Annotated in this window: 20 protein-coding genes; 2 read left to right on the forward strand and 18 right to left on the reverse strand. The window is 60.6% G+C overall.

What is annotated here, in order from left to right:
- Positions 1-96: 96 nt before the first annotated feature.
- The 10 genes from dprA to FVP33_RS11645 all read right to left on the reverse strand — a co-directional run bounded on the left by dprA (position 97) and on the right by FVP33_RS11645 (position 10,996).
- Positions 97-1,026, reverse strand: coding sequence for a DNA-processing protein DprA (dprA, locus tag FVP33_RS11600; RefSeq protein ID WP_147783825.1), 930 nt, complete (start codon positions 1,024-1,026; stop codon positions 97-99).
- A gap of 61 nt (positions 1,027-1,087) precedes the next feature.
- The gene (locus tag FVP33_RS11605; RefSeq protein WP_147783826.1) at positions 1,088-2,608 is read right to left on the reverse strand and encodes a ParB/RepB/Spo0J family partition protein; all 1,521 of its coding nucleotides are present in this window, start codon (positions 2,606-2,608) and stop codon (positions 1,088-1,090) included.
- 509 nt (positions 2,609-3,117) lie between these two features.
- Entirely contained in the window at positions 3,118-4,278 is a 1,161-nt protein-coding gene (gene manA / locus FVP33_RS11610; protein WP_147783827.1) for a mannose-6-phosphate isomerase, class I, read from the reverse strand.
- A gap of 40 nt (positions 4,279-4,318) precedes the next feature.
- Positions 4,319-5,086 carry an SDR family NAD(P)-dependent oxidoreductase gene (locus tag FVP33_RS11615; RefSeq protein ID WP_147783828.1) on the reverse strand — a complete coding sequence of 256 codons (768 nt, stop codon included), beginning with the start codon at positions 5,084-5,086 and terminating at the stop codon, positions 4,319-4,321.
- A 320-nt stretch (positions 5,087-5,406) separates the two neighbouring features.
- Positions 5,407-6,228, reverse strand: coding sequence for a carbohydrate ABC transporter permease (locus FVP33_RS11620; RefSeq protein ID WP_147783829.1), 822 nt, complete (start codon positions 6,226-6,228; stop codon positions 5,407-5,409).
- Entirely contained in the window at positions 6,221-7,042 is an 822-nt protein-coding gene (locus tag FVP33_RS11625) for a carbohydrate ABC transporter permease (RefSeq protein WP_147783830.1), read from the reverse strand. The genes FVP33_RS11620 and FVP33_RS11625 overlap by 8 nt, the downstream gene beginning before the upstream one ends.
- 146 nt (positions 7,043-7,188) lie before the next feature.
- Positions 7,189-8,460, reverse strand: coding sequence for an extracellular solute-binding protein (locus FVP33_RS11630; RefSeq protein ID WP_147783831.1), 1,272 nt, complete (start codon positions 8,458-8,460; stop codon positions 7,189-7,191).
- 17 nt (positions 8,461-8,477) lie between these two features.
- Positions 8,478-9,194 carry an SDR family NAD(P)-dependent oxidoreductase gene (locus FVP33_RS11635; protein WP_147783832.1) on the reverse strand — a complete coding sequence of 239 codons (717 nt, stop codon included), beginning with the start codon at positions 9,192-9,194 and terminating at the stop codon, positions 8,478-8,480.
- Complete coding sequence (locus tag FVP33_RS11640) at positions 9,187-9,978, reverse strand: PfkB family carbohydrate kinase (RefSeq protein ID WP_147783833.1); 792 nt, start codon at positions 9,976-9,978, stop codon at positions 9,187-9,189. The genes FVP33_RS11635 and FVP33_RS11640 overlap by 8 nt, the downstream gene beginning before the upstream one ends.
- Positions 9,979-9,982: 4 nt before the next feature.
- The gene (locus FVP33_RS11645) at positions 9,983-10,996 is read right to left on the reverse strand and encodes an SIS domain-containing protein (protein WP_147783834.1); all 1,014 of its coding nucleotides are present in this window, start codon (positions 10,994-10,996) and stop codon (positions 9,983-9,985) included.
- 153 nt (positions 10,997-11,149) lie between these two features.
- Between FVP33_RS11645 and FVP33_RS11650 the strand changes: the two genes are divergently transcribed.
- Positions 11,150-11,896 carry a GntR family transcriptional regulator gene (locus tag FVP33_RS11650; protein WP_187270689.1) on the forward strand — a complete coding sequence of 249 codons (747 nt, stop codon included), beginning with the start codon at positions 11,150-11,152 and terminating at the stop codon, positions 11,894-11,896.
- A gap of 204 nt (positions 11,897-12,100) precedes the next feature.
- Here the strand turns inward: FVP33_RS11650 and FVP33_RS11655 are convergent, their stop codons facing one another.
- From FVP33_RS11655 to FVP33_RS11690, 8 genes are all read right to left on the reverse strand, one after another.
- Entirely contained in the window at positions 12,101-13,444 is a 1,344-nt protein-coding gene (locus tag FVP33_RS11655; RefSeq protein WP_187270690.1) for an MmgE/PrpD family protein, read from the reverse strand.
- Positions 13,445-13,495: 51 nt separating this feature from the next.
- On the reverse strand, positions 13,496-14,350 hold the full coding sequence (locus tag FVP33_RS11660; RefSeq protein ID WP_147783836.1) for an HpcH/HpaI aldolase/citrate lyase family protein: 855 nt from the start codon (positions 14,348-14,350) through the stop codon (positions 13,496-13,498).
- Between the two features lie 42 nt (positions 14,351-14,392).
- Complete coding sequence (locus tag FVP33_RS11665) at positions 14,393-15,847, reverse strand: aspartate ammonia-lyase (RefSeq protein ID WP_425460946.1); 1,455 nt, start codon at positions 15,845-15,847, stop codon at positions 14,393-14,395.
- A gap of 135 nt (positions 15,848-15,982) precedes the next feature.
- The gene (locus FVP33_RS11670) at positions 15,983-16,396 is read right to left on the reverse strand and encodes a Rid family hydrolase (RefSeq protein ID WP_147783838.1); all 414 of its coding nucleotides are present in this window, start codon (positions 16,394-16,396) and stop codon (positions 15,983-15,985) included.
- Positions 16,397-16,497: 101 nt separating this feature from the next.
- A complete protein-coding gene (locus FVP33_RS11675) occupies positions 16,498-17,628 on the reverse strand; it encodes an FAD-dependent oxidoreductase (RefSeq protein ID WP_147783839.1) in 1,131 nt (376 codons plus the stop codon).
- On the reverse strand, positions 17,625-18,413 hold the full coding sequence (locus tag FVP33_RS11680; protein ID WP_147783840.1) for an amino acid ABC transporter ATP-binding protein: 789 nt from the start codon (positions 18,411-18,413) through the stop codon (positions 17,625-17,627). The genes FVP33_RS11675 and FVP33_RS11680 overlap by 4 nt, the downstream gene beginning before the upstream one ends.
- Complete coding sequence (locus FVP33_RS11685) at positions 18,410-19,237, reverse strand: amino acid ABC transporter permease (RefSeq protein WP_187270691.1); 828 nt, start codon at positions 19,235-19,237, stop codon at positions 18,410-18,412. Before FVP33_RS11685 ends, FVP33_RS11680 begins: the two co-directional genes overlap by 4 nt.
- Positions 19,238-19,267: 30 nt before the next feature.
- Complete coding sequence (locus tag FVP33_RS11690) at positions 19,268-20,224, reverse strand: transporter substrate-binding domain-containing protein (RefSeq protein WP_147783842.1); 957 nt, start codon at positions 20,222-20,224, stop codon at positions 19,268-19,270.
- A 171-nt stretch (positions 20,225-20,395) separates the two neighbouring features.
- On the opposite strand from FVP33_RS11690, the gene FVP33_RS11695 reads away from it, so the two are divergent.
- Positions 20,396-21,469 carry a LacI family DNA-binding transcriptional regulator gene (locus FVP33_RS11695; protein ID WP_187270692.1) on the forward strand — a complete coding sequence of 358 codons (1,074 nt, stop codon included), beginning with the start codon at positions 20,396-20,398 and terminating at the stop codon, positions 21,467-21,469.
- The last annotated feature ends 483 nt before the right edge of the window (positions 21,470-21,952 follow it).

Here is a 21,952-nt window from a genome sequence, read left to right on the forward strand (position 1 = left end):
ATGGCCGGAGACCCGACGATGTTCGCCGTACATTGAAGAACGCGAAAGAGGGATGCCACTATGTGGTGGCATCCCTCTTCGGTGGTGGACCTGGTCCTATGCGGTGATGATGAGTTGGTCGATCTCGTCCGCGTTCGTGACAAGTTCTGCGACGTGTTCGCGGATGAGACGATGACAGCCAGCGCTGGCTGCGCTGGTCACCGGGCCGGGAACCGCGCCGACAGGTCGGCCGAGGCCGTGGGCGTGGCCCGCAGTGTTCAGCGATCCCGAGCGGTACCCGGCCTCAATGACGACGGTTACGGCGCTGACGGCGGCGACCAGTCTGTTGCGTTGCAGAAACCTCCACTTCGTGGGTGAGGCTCCCGGTGGCAACTCCGACACGATCAGCCCGGACTCCGCGATACGTTGCAGGAGTGCGTCGTTCCCAGCGGGGTAGAAGCGGTCCACTCCCCCGGCAAGAATTGCGACAGCGTGCCCACCAGCGGCGAGTGTTGCACGGTGTGCGATTGCGTCAATGCCATAGGCAGCACCCGACACGATGGTGCGCCCGCGCTCGCTGAGAGCCGCCGCAATCTCCATCGTCACGTGCTCCCCATAGTCGGTGGCTGCGCGTGACCCGACGATCGCAACACGGTTCGTCAGCGGCCCCGCGAGCAATTCAGCACGACCCCTCGTCCAAAGCGCGATGGGTTGATGCACGCCCAGATCGGAGAGCGCTCCCGGCCACTCGGGATCGCCGGGGATCAACACACTCGCCCCGATCGTTTCCGTTGCCTGGTGGGCGCGCTCGAGTTCAACATCGTTCACGCGTGGTGTGACACGCTGCCGGAACACAGCGATCATGTCGGCATCATTGGAACTGCCTTCCTCCAAGCCGAGCGCAATGCGTGCGGTCGTGGTCGGGCCGTATTGGGCAATCAGGGTTCCGACTATCGTCTCGCCAGGCTCGCTGAACAGCGCCAAGGCGATCCGGGACAGGCGGGCGTCGCGGCCTTGCTCGACCGTCCGCATGAGTGCGGTAGTCATGGTCTGGGTTCTCCTTTCCGGGTCAGGGGTGCCGCTCTTCGCGGGGCGGCACCCGGTTCCCTTATTCGTCGCCGAACTCCGACGGGGTTTCCTCGACCTGCTCCGGCCCGTCGCCAGCCTGAACCTCCTCTGGCTCGGTCTCACGAGTGGCACTTTCGTCTGCCTCTCCCTCAACTCCGGATTCTCCTTCTGCGGGCGTCTGGGCTGGCTCCTCGTCGGCATCGACAGCGATGGGCGTGATGCCGAGAACGAGGTTTTCTACCTCAGATAAGGTGTAGCCCCACCCTTGAAGGGTTGTGAAGTAGAACACATCGTCGGCGTCGGGGCTGCGCCACGTGCTCTTGCTCGTATTACCCTCCATCGCCGCAACCGCGACCGCCAACAGAACCGTTGTAGTCTTGGCGGGGTTGTGCTCGATCAGGGTTACCAGCGGGTTGGTGGTGCCCCACTTGTACTCGTAGCCGAACAGTTCCAGCGCCAACCCGTGGTGATCATCCAGCGCGGAACGCACCTGCCCGGTGTTCTCCACAAGTACCCTCGCGGCGAACGAGAGGGCGTTCTTCGGCAGTGTGCGGCGGGAAAGAAACGACGCGAGCCATTCCCTCCGGACAACCTCCGCGCTGCCCCACGCCTTGTTGTTGGCGATCAGGGTGCGGCGCTCGGCCTTCTCCGCGTCCGTCCACTTCCCGACCGGCGCTCCGGACGCTGAGGGCTTGCGCAGTCCGTGGGTTTTGAAGTCGGTGACGAAGTGGCCGAACTCGACGCCCCGCCACGACTCCCGCACCGCGACCGCATGGCCGGGGCGCCCCTCGTAGCTGTCGTCACCGTCGATAGTCAGCAGTTTCCCGTCAGCGTCCTGCAAGTCCTCGACGGCTGCGACGGTTTTGTCGTCCCAGCTGGGCCAGTCGATCACCCGGATTCCCCGCTTGTCGAATCCCTCGATCAGGCTTGCAATCTGCCGCTCGGTGTCACGCTGGTCGCGCAGCCTCTGGGCGTAGTGGGCGAACCCGTCCGGATTCTTCCGCGCCGTCTCCTGCAAAGCCTTCACGAGTTTCGGGTCGTCCTCGAACTCAATCAGCACGAGCGCCTGATCCAGCGTCAACTGATGCTCGGCCACCGCGTTTGTCGCGACCTCGCTGTCGACCACAGCAAGACCGGCCTTGACCCGCTTCGGCTTCTCGCTCAACTCCCTGGCGATTGCCGTCACGGACAGACCATCCAACTCCAACTGCTTCCACGCCGCCGCACGCTCCCCATCGGTCAGTTCGGCGCGCTGGTCGTTGGCGATCAACTGGCGGATGATGCGGATCGCCTCCGTGTCAGAGGCCGGGACGATGTAGGCGGGAACCTCGAACCGTTCCGCCTCAATCGCTCCGAGGATGCGGCGCTGGCCCTCCTCGACCGTCACCCGCCCCTCCTCACCCGGGTGGCCGATCACCGGGACGATGACGCCGTGACGTTTGATGCTGGCAACGAATTCGCGGGTCAGGTTCACGTCCGTGCGGACGTTCGCCTTGATCACGACCTCGCGGGGGTCGACGTACTGGACGCGGATGCTGGTCCCGGTTTCTGTGTTGCTCATTTCGTGTTGCTCCCTCTGATTTCAGACGGAGGCTCCCGGGAACGTGGGGGTCACGTCCCTCTCAGAACCTCAGTGCCTTTCGGCACCTGCCGAAATTCGGGATCACGAGGGAATGGTCAAGCCCGAAGAACGAAAATCTTCGACTTAAAAGCGAAGCGGTTTGGTCGAAAAATTTCGTGTGGCTTGACCAGGAAGGAATGATCCCGAACAATCACCAGCCGAAAAGAACCCTGGTGCCCTTTGTAATTGCCGCGCACAAGAACGTCGATTCCAAAGCCCTCGCGAGACGGATACGAGCCGCGGGTTACGCTTGGCATGGATAAAACCCTGCGAGTCACCTGCGTCGACGACGTACCTGGACACTCCCTTCGTCCCTACCTGCAGCTTGTGGCCAGCGTGGGCATAGTGACCGCGCTCCTCCGGAAGTCAGAGAGTCATCGGTTACTCCAATCTGATCGACCCGCCGGCGAACCTGCCCCCTGCGTCGGACCAGAGTCGCGATCATGGGGTTACCCGTTCTGTCCCCCGGGGTCGTTGTTGTTGCGCTCTACTCCCGTTGATGCGATGACGGCTCGATCGCCGCGTACGGTGAATGGCCCGTCCGCGTTAGTCATCAATGCGCACTGCCCCTTGAGCAAAGTGATCGTTTGTTTCGCTGTCCCGATCGAGACTCCGGCCGAGAGCGCGAGAACCAATTGGGGTCCTCGCGACTCGCTGAAACTAACTCCACCCAGGTGGGACATGAGTTGGAACTCTTCCACTTTTGGCGCAAAGATCACTGACGTTCCCCGGCCTCTCAATATCTCGGCCGGGTGGGTTATGAGGTTAGCTAGGACTTCGGGGACGTCCACGGCCTTCGACGTGAGGCCAGCACGGAAGACATTGTCGGAGCTGGCCATGATCTCGACTGCGAGACCCGAGAGATATGCGTGCGGAACTCCCGAGTCAACGAAAACTGCCTCGCCGTCACGAAGGTGCACTCGCGTGAGGAGAAGAGACACAAGCGCCCCTGCATCCCCCGGATACTGAGCGATCAGTTGTCTGAATGTGTCGAACGCCTCGTGCTCAGCCACTCTTCCGGCCATCCGACCCGCAATGGTCTCCACATCGTGGGCATTCACTCGCGCAAGCGAGGCGAATGCGGCACGAAGGCCCGCGTCCGGATCGGTGTTCCTGAGAGCGACCTCGGCCGATGCCAGCAACGGCTCGTCCAGTCTCGCCAGCAGTTCGCGAGCCTCCTGTAAAGGCCGCAGCCCGACCAGCCCATCAAACTCCCCGATTGCGAGGACCATTTCCGGCTTGTGGTACGGGTCGACGAACGTAGAAGCAGACTGCGCCCGATCACCGTTGTTGCGGAAGCGTTGCCGCGCTCGTACCCCGTTGGGATGCACCTGTATGGAGACGGCGCGACCAGGTGCGAGAAGTTTCATCAGGAACGGTAGCCTGTCGCCAAATCGCCTTCTGTGATTCGGGCCGAGAACCTCCTGCGGGCTACCCGCTATCGCCTCGCCGAGTCTCGTGCCATCGGGCAGTGTGGAGGGGCCGGCGGGGTGTGCGCCGTACCACACCTCCGCCAGCGGAACCGATTGATCTCCCTCAGCGAGGAATTCCTGGATCGCATGGTGAGAACCCCAGTCGTATCGCTTCTGAAATCCGGTGACTATCTGCATCAATCGCGCCTACGCGCCAGCGTGTCGATACTGCGCGGCTTCACGCGGGGAAATTGGATTGTGCGCTATATCCGAAATCGGCTACAAGCGGATGTCCATTGATCGTTGCGGTGACAGGAGAAATGAGCAAAGTCAGATACCGGGCAATGTCCTCCGGCGAGTGCACTGGGTAGTCCACGTTTGCATAGCCCCCCTCGACGATGCCGAGCGCAGCTCTCGACTGGGGCGTGTCGACGACGCTAGGGCAAACGCAGTTCACGCGGATGTTGTCGGGGCGAAGGTCTACAGCCAACCCTTTGGTGAGCATCAGGACTGCTCCCTTAGTAGCCTCGTACGCCGTATTGAGTGGGGCAGCAAATAGTGCCGAGTCGGACGCGACGATCGAAATTGCTGCCGCCCGCGAGCTCGCGCGAAGACTGGGCAGCGCGAATTTGACTGGAAGCCATTGACCGCGGACGTTCACTCCGAATTCTCGGTCCCACGCAGCTGCGCCGATTTCGTCGACTCCTTTCCCGAACAGCGTCGAAATACCAGCGCAGAGTACGAGATAGTCGATACCGCCAAACGTGGCTGCCGCTTCGGCAATGGCCTCCCCGGTCGAATTCTCATCGCTAAGGTCAACCCGGATCGCCGCCGCTTGACCTCCCTCGGTCGAGATCTCGCGAGCGTTCTGTTCCGCAGCTTCCAAATCGATGTCAAGTAGAACGACTTTGACACCTTCGGCGGCGAGATATTTCGCCGTCGCTCTTCCGATACCTGATCCGGCACCTGTTACCACCGCAATGCCTTCGGCGAGTTGTAGATCCATGTGTTCTTCCTTTTCTGTTGGCTCATCTAAAACGAACGTGGAGTTCTGTCCGCTCGAGCAGTGTTGGTCCAATCGAGGACATTCGAGATCGCGACGTTACCGGGAAGCTCCATGCACACCGGTGTCCCGTGTACGCAGTTTGCGCTTGCGCTTTTTGTTGTCACTCCGCTTCGGACGAGGACGTCGCCCGGGTTGCCAACATCAGCCCGGTCTGGATCGTCTCGCTCGTGCTCGGTCGCCGAGCGTTCCGAAGATCGTGAGATCGACTTCGTCGTGGCGCAGTGATGATGGCTGCGTTCATGGCTGACTCCGTGTTCTGCTTATTCGCGGACGGCACCCATGCCCAGCCCCGAAAGAAGGTGGCGTTGAGCGAAGGCGATGAGGAGGAGGATCGGTATTAGTGAGATGACGCTGGTGGCGGCGATGGAACTCCACAGGACCTGTTTGTCCGTTTGGAATCCGGCTATGGTGACTGGAATCGTCACTACCTGGTTGCCTGCGAGAACAAGCACGAATAGGAACTCGTTCCAAATCAGCACGAATGTCACGACTGCACTTGCCGCAAGCCCCGGTCGGGCTACTGGCAAGATGACTTGCCACAGAATTCTTAGGAAGCCTGCGCCGTCAATGCGCGCCGCTTCGTCCAACGATTGCGGAATGCCGCCGAAGATGCGGTACATGATCAAAGCCGAAAGCGGGACTTGAAAGGCGACCAGGGCGAGCACGAGGCCCGCCATCGTGTCCAGCAGATTGAGCTGCCGGTAGATGTAGAAGGTCGGCACGACGATCGCGAAAGTTGGGACGAGACGGCTCAGCGCGAACATGAATGTCAGGCCAGTCGCACCCGGCACCTTGTACCGCGACAATGCGTAGCCACCCATCGCGCCGAACAGTACGCATAGCGCCGTCGCGATAACGGCGAGTTGCACGCTGTTTGCCAACGACGCAAGGAAGCTCGGGTCGGCGAACAGCTTCCCGTAGGTGCCGAACTGGGGAACAAAAATCCAGTTGGTTGGTGATTGGTATGCGCTGCTGTCGCTTTGCAACGACACGACGATCAGCCAGGCGACCGGATAGATGCTGACCACAATGAGCGCGATCGCGATAATGAAATTGCCTACGTGCGCGAGTCCCTTAACCAAGGCCGGAGTTCCTCTCGCGCGAACGGCTACGGCTACGCATGATCGAAAATGCAATGAGCGCGAGCGCCGCAAGGAACACCACGATGACAGTGACGGCAGCGGAGGTCTGCCCGATTTGGAACTGTCTGAATCCGAATTGGTAGAGGTACAGGTTGATGACCGAGGTGAGCCGTCCAGGGCCACCGCCGGTGAGTACGTAGACCTCATCGAACAGCTGGATTGCGTCCATGGCTCGAAGCACGAGCACAGCGCCGAGGATCGGGAGCAGGTCTGGTAGGACGATGTGAACAAAGCGCTGCCAGGCGTTGGCCCCGTCCACCATGGAGGCTTCGAGCGGATCGGGTGACATTCCGGCGAGACCGGCAAGACATAGCAGTGCGACGAAGGGCGTGGTGTGCCAAACCTCGAGAGCCACGACCGCCCAGCGCACTGTTGCGGGATCGGTAAGCCACGCGTGCGCCGGTAGCCCGACCAGACTGAGGTAGTAGTTCAGCTGTCCGAACTGAGCGCTGTAAAACATGCGGAAGAAGTTGCCGATTACGACTGGAACGAGCAGGTATGGCAGCAAGGTCACGGCACGCATTCCCCTCGCATAGCGTCGTGGTCGGTTCAACCACAGCGCGATTCCCACACCGAGCACCATCTCGATGACGACCGCGGGGATGATGATCCAGCAGGTCGTTGACACTGCTGAGCTGAAGTCGGTGGATGTCAGGACGCTTGCGTAGTTATTCAGTCCGACGTTGTGAACCGGAGCCCCAACCGCGTTCGACAGATTGGTGTCAGTGAAGCTGAGATAGAGCGCGACAAGCATGGGGACAACGCGGAGGCCGAGCACAAGAATTGCGGCTGGCAGCAAGAGGAGGAGAGGCGCAACAAGTGCTCGAGCGGGGCCACGCCGCGCGCGGCGTGGCCCCGGAGTGCTTGTGACGAGGAGAGAGTTCGTCAAGAGCTGTGTTCCTACTTTTCTTTTGCGATCTCGGCATCGAGCCGCTGCGACGACTGGCTGAAGGCTTCATCCGTCGAGATCTGACCATTCAACGCGGACGAGAGCGGAGGAGCCATTGCTGCTTCCCAGTCGACCCAGTGCGATGTCACCGGGAAAAACACAGCGTTCTTGTAGTTGGTCAGCGCTGCCTCGTAGTAGGGGTACTTGGCCTGATTCTGAGGGTTCGAGAGCACGGAGATCCGGCTCGCCGATCCACCGTTGGCAAGACCGGCCTGCTGCTGTTTGGCTGCGGTAGCCCAAGCGACGAAATCAAATGCTTCCTGCCGGTGTGTGGACTTCGCGGAGACGCCGAGGCCCCATCCGCCTAGGTTCGGGGTACTTTTGCCGGTTGGGCCGGCCGGGAGTGGCGCGAATCCAACATTGTCCTTCACCTTTGATGTACCGGAAATGAGGGAATCAGAGGTGTCAGAAAAATTGATCATCATGGCGGTCTTACCCTCCGCGAATGCAGCGGCGGCAGCAGGCCAGTCGGCCGACAGCGCGTCACCTGGTGCGTAGGGAGCGACCTTCTTCCAGACGTCGAATGCCTGACGCGCTTCTGGCGAGTCCATCGAGCTGTGTTTCCCATCCTTTGTGATGTCGGCACCGTACGACCAAGCGATGCTCCAGTACTCGTCGAGCAGAGGGTCGTCTCGTTTGCCGATCAATGTCGTGCCGGTGACGCCCGTCTTCTCCTGGAGCGTTTGTGCAGCTTTGGCGTACTCGTCCCACGTCTTCGGAACTTCGACACCCGCCTGCTGCAACAGGTCCTTGCGGTAATACAGCATGTAGACAGCGCCAAACCATGGCAGTGCGTACTGCTGCTTGTCGATCGTGCCCCAGTCGACGTAAGCCTGGATGTAGTCGTTCATGTCGATCGACTTCGCGCTCGATTTGACCATGCCGTTGAGCGGTTCAAGATAGCCGCTATCGACATACTGCTTTTCCCAGGCGTAGTCCATACCGATCACGTCGTAGCTGTTTTTGCCTGAACTGAAGCCGAGGACGGTGCGCTCTCGCGTCGCATCATAGTCAAAGAGGTCAACGTTGACTTTTGTGGCGTGAGACTTGTTCCAGACCTTTGCGGCGTCGGCGAGCGCGGTTCCTGGTCCGCCGGTTTGGGCGATCACGCGAATCGTGTCGCTTCCGCCTCCGTTGGCGGAAACTGCACATCCGGACAGTGCTGTGCCGGCGACCAGAACGGTTACCGCGGCTATCAGCCGAGTGGTGATGCGTCGATTCATGATTCCCTTTCTTTGTTTTAAGTACGGTCGACGGTGAAGCCGAGATGGGCTCCGCCGCTGACGGTGAGGAACGAACCGGTCATGTACCGGCTCGGGTCTGTGACGAGGAATAGCGCGGTGCTGGCGATCTCCTCGGGTTCTGCAACGCGTCCTAATGGAGTGGTGCGTTCGTACTCGGCGAAGACTTGCTCGGGGGTCATCCCGCGTAGCTGTCCTTCCCAGGCGAGTTCGCGGGTCTCCATCGGCGTGCGTACATACATTGGACAGATGCCGTTGATACGTACGTCGTCGACGGCGAGCTCCGGTGTGACTGCCTCGATGAGACCAGTGACAGCGAACTTCGATGCGGAGTACGCGCTCAAATATGGTGCGCCGCGCAAGCCGGCCATGGAATCGATGACGGCGATGGCGCTGCCAGGTCGAAGTACGGGGGCGAGCGCGCGAAGGCAATTGAAAACGCCGAATGCGTTGACGTTCATCTGGAAATGCCAGTCGTCATCGGTTGTCTCGAGCAGGGGTGCCATGCGCGACACTCCGGCGGCGAGCACGACAGCGTCGAGAGGTCCGTCGAGTCGCGCGACCGCGTCTGCGACGGAAGCTGAATTTGTCACGTCAACGGGTTCCTCGCCGGCGAGGTCCCACGACACGACGTCGAAGCCGTCTGCGGTCAACGCTTGGGCGCATGCGCGTCCGATGCCGCTTGCTGCTCCTGTTACCACTGCCGTTTTACTCATGAATTGTTCCTGTCTGCGGGAAGCCACCGCGATGTCCGCAGGTAACGGAAGCCCACCGGGCACCGTTGACGAGCGCCGCCGCAGTGTCTGATCCGGTCGCGCAAGCCGCAATGAATCCGGCGATGAAACTGTCGCCAGCACCGGTGGTGTCGACGACCACAGCGGGTGCCGCGTCGATAGTGATCGGTTCTCCGCTAGTGGGGATAGCGATCGCACCGAGGGCTCCCCGAGTCACGACTGTGAGCTCCGCACCGCCTGCACGGGCGGTCCTCGCGAATTGCGCCGGATCGTCGTCGCCGACCGAACCAAACGCGACCGTTAGGCCGTCGAATCCCGAAGACACCGCGCAGTCTTGACCAATTCTGGTTGCCGGCAATTGCGCGCGGAGGGCGCTGGCGTCCGCTAGCATCCCGATTTGAACCCAGTCGGCCTTGGCGATCTCGCGAACTTGTGCGGCCGTGGGCGCATAGTTGGCGGTCACGCCGAAGTCTTCGTGTTCAAATACTCGGTCGCCGTTGCGTTGCACGCGAACGATCGTCACGGCGGTAGTGCCAGGCAGCTGGATGAGGCCACGTACGTCCACTCCGGCGTCGAGGAGGACGGCGCGAATGCGTGCGCCGTCCTCGTCGTTGGCAACGGCCCCGTAGTATCGAACGTTTTCGCCGGCGAGAGCGAGTTGGGCGGCGACGTTGGCGGCATTGCCGCCAACGAAGCTCTCATGCTCGGCGCCGATGTACCGGTCGATAGTGTTGTCGCCGACAACGGCGAACAGGGGGCGGGTCATTGGCCTAGTACGCGACTTGGCGGTAGTAGCGACGTGTCGTCAGCGGGTGCTGGGTAAGTTCTTCAAGGTGTGCACTCACACGCTCCAGCAATGTCGAGATCACCACTGGGGAGATAAGGGCGCGCACGTCGGCGCTGATCCCTGGAAGGTTCACCTCGGCGGTGTCGATCGTTCGAACGCTGCGGGAGATATCGGGCGCCCATGCCTCGACGCGCTCAACGATCGCGCGAGACGCGTCCTCGCCCTTGAATAGAAGGAGGCTGGTGTTTTCTTCCAGAAGCTCGAGGGTGCCATGGAAGAAGTCCGCCGCGTGAATGGGCCGAGTCTTGATCCACTGCATCTCTTCCAGAATGCAAGTTCCGTAGTACCACGCCTCTGGCCAGGTGGAGCCTGCACCGCTGATGATGTGGAAGTCATGTGCCTGGATATGTGTCGCGAATTCGACCGAGGTCGGCTCATAGGCACGCTTGGCCTCGAGAAGCAGCCGCGGAAGGGTACGGAGCTCGGCGGCGACTCGGTCGTAGTGCTGGTAGTCGCCGGTTGCTTCAAGCAGTGCAAGAACGAGCAGAAGGGACTGGAGGTAGAACGACTCTGAGGATGTGTCATCCTCGGCGAAGACGGTGAAGTTGTGGTCAGCTTCTTGAGCCACCGGGGTGTCCTCATGACCGGTGAGAGTAATCACCGTGGCCCCCTTGGACTTCGCAAAGCGCAGGACGTCGAGCGCTTCGCGGGTGGTGCCGGATAGGGACGGGATGACGACGATCGAATGGGATCCGAGCGGTACTGCGTCCGTCGCCAGAATCTCGGCCGCTTGAACTACCTGGGCTGGGAATGTGCTTAGACGCTGTACGAGCTGCGCCGCAGGCTCCATTAGAACTCCAGCGCCTCCAGCGCCCAAGAAATAAAGGTTCTGTGCGCCATCACGCACCAGAGCAGTCACCAGTTCGCGCAAGGCCACGCCCGCCTCGACGGCGTTGCTCTGGATTGTCACGAATCGCGGTTCGTCGAAATTGAACATGGAGTCCTCAGGGATAAATTGATAGTTAGTTGTCTGACATGTGGATCAGTTATCTGACAACCATAGGGATGAGGCGCACTCTGCGCAAGATCCAGATCATTCGATCTCGCTATCGTTAGCGTTCTGATATGGTCAACGGACGTGGGGAGAGACATGTCAGACAAGGAACGGCGCCCGGGCTCGGCTAAGCAGACCATGGTTGAGCAGCTGCGCCAGGAGATCCTCGATCTAATTGCAGAGCGGGGTCTCGACGCCGGTGACAAACTCGATGCGGAAAGCGCCTTGTCAAAGCGTTTCGGTGTTTCACGCCCCACCGTCCGAGAAGCCCTCAAGAGCCTTGAGCAAGAGGGTGTGCTCAATGCCGTGCAAGGCCAGGGGCGGTTCATTTCGTCCATGGGTTCGCTCGCGGTCGAGCGCCCCATCACTCGGTACGAGAGCATCACCGAGGTACTGACCGCGTTGGGCTATGAGATCGTAACTGCAGTCCTCGGCGTTGCCGAGGGCGAGGCAACGGCGGTCGAGGCGAAGGCGCTGAGGCTGGAAGAAGGTGCGCCAGTCATCCGTTTGGCACGAATCCGCTACGGCAACGACGAGCCGCTTGTCGTCAATCTGAACACAATTGTTCGCGATGCGCTCCCGGGGTCTCCGGCACATCGCGACTGGAGCGCATCGCTGACTTCCGCTCTTGAAGCTCACGGGCATCACATCACTTCCTCCGTTGCACGCATTACCGCAACCGAGCTCCCTCCCGAGTTCGTTCAACGCCACGCTCTCAGCGACCTCGGCCCCTGGCTCTTGGTCCAAGAGACCTGCCTAACGACATCTGGACGCCGTGTCCTCTACGCGGAGGATTATCATCGCGGCGATGCGATCGCGTTCAATGTGCTCCGCCATAGGTGACTGTTGACCAGAGTGGCCTGCTGTACACCTCCAACTCCATAGGCAACCCCGCCGATTTCTGACAACTCAACAAGCAGGCACCCGGCCCCAGCGGACCATCATCGAAGTAGAGACCTTGCATCCCCTCTTCTGCGACTAATTCACAGCGTCTGCGAGCGACGACCTGGCCCCGGTCCAGCGCTAGACTTTTCGTCCCTGAGTGGCTCAAAACCGAAGTAGGGCTGTCACGTCCTCGACTTGCTCGAGCTGCAACAGTCCGCTGAGCAGTTCTTCTGAGCGGTCGTCGCCTAGTACGGGCACGACCAACGAGCGGTACTTCTGGAGTAGCTCGTCCTCGGTGAGCGGATTGCGGACGTTTCCTTTAGCGAAGTCGCGGCTGAGATGGATTGATCTGCCGTTTTCGAGGGTGATGTCGATCTTTACCGGTGCGTCGGCGGTGAAGTTTCGTGTAGCGAGTTCGTCATCCACCCGGGTCCTCACCCGCTCCATCAGCGGACCGATCGCTGGGTTATTGAGGAACGCCTCATCATTGAACACTTCGACGCTCGCGCGCCGGAAGGTGAGTGCCGCAGCGACCGCATACTCCATGGAGAACTTGGTTTCAGTAACACGAGAAGGCGAATGGTAGATGAGTTCGTTGTAGGACCAAGGGCTCTGGCCGACGTCCACCGCGACGATGTCTGCGGGGTTGAGCCCGGCGATCTCGTCAGACTCCAACAGAGCGTCGAGCGCTGACCCCATGCTTGAGCAGCAGGCGTATCGCTTGAAGTTGAAGCCAGGGTCAAGAATGCTCCAGGTCTGGCTTGACGAATATGTGACCGTGTCTGGTGCCAACCCGCCGAATAGCTGGAAGAACCCATCGAGACCTTCGATGATCCCCGCGGACGGGCGAAGTCCAGCTTTGGCGAGTTCGGCGCACCAGATGCCCGTGCGAGCGGCCATGCCGCAGTGTAAGGGCTTGACTGGCGAGCCAAAGTTGCCGCGGAGACCACTAGCTTCGGAGGCTGCGATTCCGAGGGCTGCAGCTATCTCATCCGCCGGGAGTCGGGTGGAGAGTCCGGCGGCCACGCTGGCTCCGAGTACTCCGAAGACCCCGGTGGTATGCCACCCCTGGTCACTGGTGAAAGGCAGGCATTGTCGACCGATGCGGTACATGGCCTCTCCTGCCAGGAGGTATGACCGAAGCACCTCTTGCCCGGAGCCGCCCAAGGACTCTGCGATCGAGAAAGCCGCGGGCGCTACGGGGGCGGTTGGGTGGTTGATGATGGAATAGTCGTCGTAATCGTAGATGTGCGCCGCAAAGCCGTTGTGGAGAGCCGCATAGTCCGGGCTCGCCCGGAGCTGGGTTCCCAACAGAGCTGCATTGCGGGTTGAGTTTTTGGCCGCGGAGAGCCTTGCGACACCTTGCAAGTCGGGATGTTGGCTCCCGGCGATGGTTACTGCAAAGTAGTCGATTAGCGCACGTTTGGCGGTTTCGACCGCCTCGGGCGGAATCTGGCTGAACGATTTGCTGGTCAGATCGTCGCAGATGTCATTCAAGTAAGCCATCTCGACCTCCTTTTCTATTTGGCGGTAAAGGGCAGGCATCTTGGTACGGATTCACTCCGGCTCCATCCCGAATGCGCGAGCAAGTCTCTGGATCTCTTCAGCCCGCCGAAGGCGGGGCAGGTCGCTGCCATCCCGGATCTCACGACCCCCCGCTTCAAACAAGGAAAGGAAATCCTGCGCCCAGGCGATGTCCGAGGGTGTAGGTGCCAGCGCCTCGTTAACGATCGCCAGCTGGTCAATGTTGAGGCACAGTCGGCCGGTCATCCCGAGGGCGACGGCGACGTTACTTTGCTCTCGCAACGTGGGGTGGCTTGTTCCGATGGTCGGTCCGTCTATGGGTCCGGGGAGATTGCCGACTCGGCTTGCGATGACGAGCCGAGAGCGAGGGTATGCCATCGCCAGGTTGTCGGCAGCGGTGCCGGTGTCGCGGCGGTAGTCGCCACTCCCGAATGCGAGCCGGAATGTGCCGCGTGCTTTAGCCATACTGACTGCTTCTTCAATGCCCAGGGCGGACTCAATCAGCGCGATCACAGGGGACTGTCCGTGCATGCGGTCGAAGGTTTCGGTGACGTGTGCAGCCGACTCAGTCTTTGCAAGCATGACGCCATCGATGCCGGGTAGACCGACGAGTGCGGCGACGTCATCTGCCCAGTATTTGGTGCTGCGGTCATTGATGCGGACCCAACCGGTACCGCCGCTTCGGAACCATTCCACGACTGATTGGCGGGCATCATTTTTGCGCGCTGGGTCGACTGCGTCCTCTATGTCAAGAAGTATCTGATCGGCAGGCGAGGCTGCTGCTGGGCCAAAAGTCTCGGGCCTGGCGCCATTCACCAGCAGCCAAGACCGCGAAAGAGCCGGTGAAATGCTTCGCCTCTTACCCACCTCATGGATGTTCGGTGTCATTGCGTCTCCGGATTCATAGCTTCGCCTGCGTATCCGACACGTCTAGGTCACCGATCGCTGAATGCGATTTGCTGTCTCTGAGGTCTCGCTTGGCACGAAGCCGCTTAGCCGTTCGGGCGAGAGCAGCGTTGCAACTTGCTCAGCCGTCATCAGACCGTTGTTGACCACGAGCTCGGCGATTGAGGCATTCGATGTAAGCGCGGTGTGAGCCAGAGCGGCGGACGCGCTGTAGCCGATGTACGGGGTGAGTGCCGTGACTACTCCGACGCTCGATGCGACCTGTGCAGAGAGATGATCAAGATTTGCTTGGACGCCGTCGATGCAGTTGACACGCAGCGTCTGGCAGGCATTCGTCATCCAGTCGAGCGATTGGAGGATGCTGTGTGCGATGACGGGTTCGAAGGCGTTGAGTTGGAGTTGGCCGGCTTCAGCTGCGGCAGTCACCGTGGCGTCGGCGCCGATGACGCTGAACGCGACCTGGTTGACGACTTCCGGGATGACCGGATTCACCTTGCCAGGCATGATGCTGGACCCGGCCTGGCGGGCCGGGAGAAAGATCTCAGCGAAACCAGCCTGAGGGCCAGACGAGAGCAGCCGGAGGTCGTTGCAAATCTTCGACAATTTCACAGCCGCACGTTTGAGCGTTCCTGAGAGGGTCATGAACACACCGACGTCTGAGGTGGCTTCGACGAGATCTTGTGCGGTGACGATCCTGACGCCTGTGAGATCTTCAAGCTCGCCTCGGACCGCTTCGGCGTAGCGCGGGTCTGCGGTGATGCCGGTACCGATCGCGGTTGCTCCGAGATTGACTTCGGAAAGCCAGGCAAGTACCTCTCCCAACCGGTCATAGTCCTCGCGGAGTGTGGTCGCGAATCCGCTGAACTCCTGGCCGAGTGTCATCGGGACTGCGTCTTGGAGTTGGGTGCGCCCAATCTTGAGAACCCTCGCGAACTCCCGGCCTTTTATTTCAAAGGCGGCAGCAAGTTGGGCGTGTTCTGCTCGGAGCCGTTGGACGCTCCAGATCATGGCGAGCTTGATCGCTGTGGGGTAAACGTCATTGGTCGATTGGCTTCGGTTGACGTCATCGATGGGGTGCAACGCTGTGTAGTCGCCTCGGGGCCTGTTCATCTGTTCGAGGCCGGCATTCGCGATCACCTCATTGGTGTTCATGTTCGTACTGGTGCCGGCTCCGCCCTGTATGACACCCACAACGAACTGATCATGGAACTTTCCAGCCACGATCCGTTCGCAAACGTCATCGATGGTCTGAGCCTTAATCGAGTCGAGGACACCGAGTTTGGCGTTTGCGCGGGCAGAAGCCTGCTTGACCCGAGCAAGAGCACGTATCAGGTCAGGATAATCACTGATCGTGCGCCGAGAAATTGGGAAGTTGATAAGTGCTCGGGCGGTGTGAATTCCCCAGTAGGCGTCAGCCGGAACTTCCTGCGACCCAAGAGAGTCGTGCTCGATCCGGACGGGGGGAGAGTCGTCGCTCACTGCAAGGATTGTCATAGCTGGTTTCGGAGCTCGCGCGGCGCCCCGTATCGACGATGGGCCGCTAATCGGGTTTGTGGGTCCGTCGCAGCCGGTCGGTGGGCTGGGGCGCCGCGCAGGAGGTGGAATTGTGCTCGATTAGATCTGGACGGTCGTGGTGTCTGCGTCCCGGATTCCCCGGTAGGCAGTGACCTCGATCTCGACGTGGTACTCCGGCCCGCCAAGGGGGCTGCAGATCACCGTGTTAGTCGCGTTTGCGTTGGTAAAGCGCTCACCGACGATGCGCATGACCTCGACGGCGTTGGCCGGGTCCGGGATCGTGACGACACGACGCACGACATCCTCGAGCGAAGAACCGAGAGCCTCGAGCGAGCGTGAGATGTTGTCGAGGGCCTGGTTGGTCTGGCCTTCGACGGTGCTGGACATCTCCTGCTTGTCATAGTCGCGGCCAGAAGTGTTCGACACGAGGATCAAGTCGTCGATAGCGAGCGCACGTACGAAGCTCTCGCTGACCTCGTAACGGCTGGCTGTGCGGACGATTTGGCGTTCCATTTTTTCTCCTTGTTGGGGTGGTGAGTCAGGCTAGAGAATTCGACGTCGGCGCCTGGATGCGCACACGAGATTCTCGGGCGGTAGCGGTTTAGAACGGCGACCTAGTCGACGAAGAATCGAGCTGGATCTGCGAATCGCACGCCGTCGTCACCTGAACCGGTGATGGCGTCGGCGACCAGCTTTCCGACGCCGGAAGACATTTTGAAACCTTTTCCGGAGAACCCTGTCGCGAGGTAGGCACCAGTTCCGGGGTCACGTCCGATCAGAGGTTGGTAGTCAGCGGTGTAGAGCTCCGGGAAAGCATCGGAGCGCACGACGTCAGGGATGACGGTGGTGAACCCCTCTGCGACAGCTCTGGTGACTCGGTACAGCTCGTCCGCGTCGAGGGACTGCCGGACATCATCAGGCGAGGCGGTCGCCCGCGCTTCGGACAGGGCGATCTTGATCATGGCGCCGTCCGTGGCCGGTGCTCCGTAGATGTCGATGCCTTCGGTGACCCGCTTAAACACGGGGAACCGGTCAGGCGTATAAGCGTCCGGGTCAGACAGACCGAACCACATCAGCGCGGTTCTACGCGGTTCGGTAAATACGCGCAGTTCGGGCGAGAGCAGCGTTCCGCTCCAGCTTCCGGCGGCGATGATGACGTCTCCCGCGGCGAACACCGATGTGGCGGTCGTCACTGTGTATCCACCAGATCGCGATCGCGTGATCCTTTGTACCGGGTCGTGCTTGATGACTTCCGCCCCTGCCTCGACGGCGAGAGCAACAGAAGACTGCACGGCCGAGTCGGTGCGAATGAAGCCGCCCAGTGGGTCGTAGATGATGATGTCGTCATCGATCAGGCGGTGCTGGGGATAGCGACGTGCATCGGTATCGCTGAGGCGTTCGGCGGCTGCACCGGTCTTTGTGGTGCTGCTGAGGAGGCCTTGTATGTAGGAGTTCTCTTCGCTGCCGATGTAAAGGCATCCGGTTTGCTCGTAGATTGCGCGTCCCGTTCGCTCGTTCAGTGCGTTCCACTGATCGAGCGACTCAGAGATGATCCGGTGGTACTGCGGCCCCTCAGGTAGGGCGTAGCGGAACAGGCGGGTGTCACCCCCCACTGCAGTGCGGGTGTAGGCCGGGCTGAACTGCTCGATGCCAAGAACAGTTCCGGCGTTCTTTTCCGCTAGGTGCCGGATGATCTGGGAGCCGACACTGCCGAGGCCGATGACGACCCAATCAACGGACTTCATCGCTCAAGAACTCTCTGCAGGAACTGCTGGGTGCGGACGTTGATTGGTGAGGTGAAAACGCCCCGAGCGGCGCCGGACTCGACGATCTCGCCACCTTCCATGAAGATGACGCGGTCGCAGACATCTCGAGCGAAGCCCATCTCGTGAGTGACGACGATCATCGTGAACCCTCGGGTCGCGAGGTCTTTCAGCACCCGAATCACTTCACCCACGAGCTCAGGATCTAGTGCGCTGGTCGGTTCGTCGAAGAGCATGACGCTCGGCTCCATCGCGAGAGCCCGAGCGATCGCGACACGTTGTTGCTGCCCACCAGATAGCGTCCTCGGGTATCGGTCAGCGAAGTCCGCCATAGCGACTGCGCCTAGGTGTTCCAGCGCGCTTGCTCGGGCCTTCTCAGCCGAGAGACCTAGAACGGTGCGCGGCGCGAGAGTGACGTTCTCCAGGACGGTCATGGAGGGGAACAGGTTGAATGATTGGAACACCATGCCGATGTGTGCACGCTGGCGGGCGAGCTCCTGGGGTTTCAGTTCCGCGTAGGGGTGCCGGCCGTTTGGGGTGGGTCGGCGTCCGATCTCCTCGCCATTGACGAGGATTGATCCGCCGTCGATCTTTTCGAGACCGTTTATGCAGCGCAGGAGAGTCGATTTCCCCGAGCCGCTGGGGCCGATGATCGCGACGACTTCGCCCTTCGTGATGTCCAGGCTGACACCATCCAGGACCGTGTTAGTGCCGAAGCGTTTCACGACCTTGTCAAGGGATACGGTTCCGTCATTCGGCTGCGTCATCGCTTGACCGCCTTCTCGATTCTCCTCTGCACGATCGTCAATATGATCGAGATTGCTAGATACCACAGGCTCACAACGATCAGCAGAGGGATGGTTTGATAAGTGCGGGCGTAGATCGCCTGGGCGCTGTAGAGCAGTTCGCTTGCACCAATGACGCTGATCAGCGAGGTGTTCTTGAGCATGCCGATCATCTGGTTCCACGTCGGTGGGACGACCACCGGAAGAAGTTGCGGGAGAACAACCCGCCGCACCTTCGTCCACCCGCTGAGTCCGAGTGCATCGGCCGCTTCGATTTGACCTTTCGGCAGCCCGTTCAGGCCCCCTCGGAAGATCTCAGCCATGTAGGCGGCTTCGTTCAACGCGAGACCCATGATCGCCGCGCCAATCGGGGTGATGACCTGGTTCAGGTCGATATCAAGGAATTGCGGTCCGAACGGGATGCCGATGCCGAAGTTCGGGTAGAGGGCGGAAATGTTGTACCAGAAGATCAGCTGCACCAGGAGGGGCGTGCCTCGGAAGAACACGATGTACACCTCAGCCGCACCGCGGACGTACGCGCTCTGAGCGAGGCCCATGAAGGCCAAGATCAGACCGAGTACGACCGCGATGACCATACAGACCAACGTGATCCAGAGGGTAACGAGCAGGCCCTGCAAAATCGACGGAGCCAACAGGTACTGGGCGACAGTGGCCCACTGGTAGTTCGCATTCGTGACCAGGCTGAGAATCAGCAGGATCGCAACAATGGTGACGAGTACATAGAAGACGTACTGCTGTCGCGGCACGAACGACTTGGTCGACCCGTGCGAAAAGAGGGTACTCACGGGGCGTTCCTTTGTGGAGGACGGCATGAGCTAGTCCTGCTGCACGACGGTCGTCTGGGTGAGGCTGGTCTTGTCGAGCGCGTACTTCGGGATGCCCCACTTCTCCAGCACCTGCTCGTAGGAACCGTCGTCCATTAGTGACTGAAATGCCTCAGCGACCACGTCGGTCAGCGCGGATCCCTTGGGCAGTCCGATGTTGTCATGGCTCCACGAGTCGGTGAGAGTGAGCGACTTGAACACCTGAGGGTTCTGAGCCGCGGCGTAGGCGGAAACAGTCCCGTTGCCGATCCAGGCATCTTGCCGTTTGGATCCGAGCGCCAAGATCGCTTCGTTGTTGGTTCCATACGCCGTCGGGGTTGCAGCGGGCTTGCCTGCTGCCGCACACGCGGTGTTGATCTGCGGGATTTGAGTTGTCTCCTGATAGGAGCCCGAGAGCACTGCCAGTTTCAATCCGCACAGGCTCTCTGGCTTCCCGTTCACCTTCTTCGGGTTGGCGGCGGGTATTGCGATGCCGGCGCTACCTTGCATGTACTCGACCATGTCGAGCTGCGCCTCTCGCTCTGGATTGCGCGACAGATTGTTGATCGACAAGTCGTATCGCTTAGCCGCAAGCCCCGGGACGATCTGCGCCAGCGGCACGTTAACGATCTTGGCCTTCAGGCCGAGCTTCTCGGCCAGCAGGTTTGTGAAGTCAGCGTCGAATCCGGCCGGCTTCCCGTCCTTGTCGACGAGTCGAGCCGGTGGGCTGCTCAGGTCGATGGCGACGGTGAGTGTGTCTCCGAAGCCCGAGGGAAGCTTCGCGGCCAGCTTAGGGTCGATCTTCGTCGAGATGACCTTCGTGGGAATGTCAGTGAGTGCTGCTGGCGTTGGCGCACCGGTCTGCGAACCGCTCGAGGAAGACTTGGAGGGCTGTGCGCTACAGCCAGTCAGAGCGAATGCTCCAGTTACGACTAGAGCAAGGGGGATTGTGATGAAACGTGACCGCATGTGTCGTCTTCTTTCAAACTCGGCGATGAGATGGGTGTGGTTTGGCGGTGCATGTGGGACAGTATGGGTCCGGACTCGCAATAGAGTGTGAGTCCGGACTCGCAACTGGGTTCGACTGTATAGTTCGAGTGCGCCCAGCGCAAGTTAATGCCTCGGATTCTTGGAGCTGACGTGACCGATACCGTGCCCGGAAGGCCGCCTACGGCAGCCGATGTTGCGCTCCATGCGGGAGTGTCGAAGGCGACGGCGACCCGAGCGCTGGGCGACTACGGCCGCATCAGCCAGAAAACAAAGCAGCGAGTACTCGCCGCGGCCGATGAGTTGGGCTATCGCCCAAACGCCGCAGCCCAAACAATGAATACAGGCAAATCGGGATCTCTTGGGATTGTGGCCCGCGGTATCACCAACCCCGTCTGGTCGGTGGCGTTCCAAGGCATCGTTGATGCCGCCCGCGAGAGCGGCAAGACTGTGCTGTTCGCCGGGTCGGGATTCGACGTAGCGGAAGAACGCTCAGCAATCGACCTCTTCCTTGGCAAACAGGTTGACGGTCTCATCGTGTCTGCGGCGGATAACCAAGACGCAAGACATCTGCGCCGAGCCCGCGAACATGGAGTGCCTTTGGTTCTCTGGGAGCGGCGAGTACCCGGTCTCGACGCTCCCGTTGTGGAAGCCGACATGCGTAGCGCTAGCGCGGAACTCGCACGAGAACTCCTAAAGCGCGGCCATCGTCGAGTCGCTTTTGTGTCGACGCTTGCTCAGCCAACGACGCATTATGAACGCAACTTGGCCCTGCCCGCCTCGATCATCTCCGACAAGATTGAAGGTCTTTTCGACGCCTTCGACGAGGCCAATGTCGCGGCGCCTGTTGACCTTGTCCGCTTCCCAAATCGAACATCCGAACACATCGCGAAGGCATTCGCAGAGGTGCTGGACCACACGGATCCGCCGACCGCTCTCGTGGCGTCAGATAGTCAAGTCGCGGAGACGATGCTCGAGGTTGTTCGAGAGCGAGGGCTAAGAGTGCCGGGTGATGTGTCTCTGGCGATGTTCGACAATCTATCTTGGGCAAGATTCACCGTGCCCCCGCTTACGGTCGTAGCGCAGCCTGACTATGACATGGGTCGCCGAGCTGCGCAGCTCGCTATGGGCCAGATAGCACCGACCCATCACTCATCAGGTTCGCCTCCGTTTGAAGCAAAGCTCATACTTCGCGCGAGTGTCGGCCCCGCCCCGCGCAACATTTGATGCGCCGACTAATTGCCGTTGACGTCCGTCAGACTGGGGTTCGGGTCTGGATTCTAAACAGCGGCCGCTCGTCGTACGAGCTTGACCTCGTCCATCACAACGGGATCCACACCGAACAATCGGCGGTTCAAAACGAATGAGCGTGCGGGGATAGGGGCCGGCATGATCTGTTCGGCCTGAGCGCTGTGGTCTTCGTATTGGAGCGCGCCGGTACAAATGCACCCTTGAAAAAGGAGGCTGACCTCAAGTCCACCGCCACCATGACCGACGACGCCTCCCGCGGGCGCGTCGCTCAGCGCCCACGGGAGGAACCGTCGCGGGATCTTTCTACGACAACAGCAAGGGGAAAAATGAAACGTCAGTTGGTCCGCACCTCAAGCCCCTGGGGAGGTCGGCACGACGAGGCGCGGCCGCAGGCGGATTCGCTGGAGACCGGATATCGGCCCGGAGATTTTCGTAGATTCCCGAAAGGGCGAGTGTTGT

This window comes from Lacisediminihabitans profunda, from assembly GCF_008040105.1.
Taxonomy (GTDB): Bacteria; Actinomycetota; Actinomycetes; order Actinomycetales; family Microbacteriaceae; genus Lacisediminihabitans; species Lacisediminihabitans profunda.

Coding starts and splice junctions, on each gene's coding strand:
- dprA (WP_147783825.1), bottom strand. CDS start 1,026: ATGACTACCGCACTCATGCGGACGGTCGAGCAAGGCCGCGACGCCCGC.
- FVP33_RS11605 (WP_147783826.1), bottom strand. CDS start 2,608: ATGAGCAACACAGAAACCGGGACCAGCATCCGCGTCCAGTACGTCGAC.
- manA (WP_147783827.1), bottom strand. CDS start 4,278: ATGCAGATAGTCACCGGATTTCAGAAGCGATACGACTGGGGTTCTCAC.
- FVP33_RS11615 (WP_147783828.1), bottom strand. CDS start 5,086: ATGGATCTACAACTCGCCGAAGGCATTGCGGTGGTAACAGGTGCCGGA.
- FVP33_RS11625 (WP_147783830.1), bottom strand. CDS start 7,042: ATGCTTGTCGCGCTCTATCTCAGCTTCACTGACACCAATCTGTCGAAC.
- FVP33_RS11630 (WP_147783831.1), bottom strand. CDS start 8,460: ATGAATCGACGCATCACCACTCGGCTGATAGCCGCGGTAACCGTTCTG.
- FVP33_RS11635 (WP_147783832.1), bottom strand. CDS start 9,194: ATGAGTAAAACGGCAGTGGTAACAGGAGCAGCAAGCGGCATCGGACGC.
- FVP33_RS11640 (WP_147783833.1), bottom strand. CDS start 9,978: ATGACCCGCCCCCTGTTCGCCGTTGTCGGCGACAACACTATCGACCGG.
- FVP33_RS11645 (WP_147783834.1), bottom strand. CDS start 10,996: ATGTTCAATTTCGACGAACCGCGATTCGTGACAATCCAGAGCAACGCC.
- FVP33_RS11650 (WP_187270689.1), top strand. CDS start 11,150: ATGTCAGACAAGGAACGGCGCCCGGGCTCGGCTAAGCAGACCATGGTT.
- FVP33_RS11655 (WP_187270690.1), bottom strand. CDS start 13,444: ATGGCTTACTTGAATGACATCTGCGACGATCTGACCAGCAAATCGTTC.
- FVP33_RS11660 (WP_147783836.1), bottom strand. CDS start 14,350: ATGACACCGAACATCCATGAGGTGGGTAAGAGGCGAAGCATTTCACCG.
- FVP33_RS11670 (WP_147783838.1), bottom strand. CDS start 16,396: ATGGAACGCCAAATCGTCCGCACAGCCAGCCGTTACGAGGTCAGCGAG.
- FVP33_RS11675 (WP_147783839.1), bottom strand. CDS start 17,628: ATGAAGTCCGTTGATTGGGTCGTCATCGGCCTCGGCAGTGTCGGCTCC.
- FVP33_RS11680 (WP_147783840.1), bottom strand. CDS start 18,413: ATGACGCAGCCGAATGACGGAACCGTATCCCTTGACAAGGTCGTGAAA.
- FVP33_RS11690 (WP_147783842.1), bottom strand. CDS start 20,224: ATGCGGTCACGTTTCATCACAATCCCCCTTGCTCTAGTCGTAACTGGA.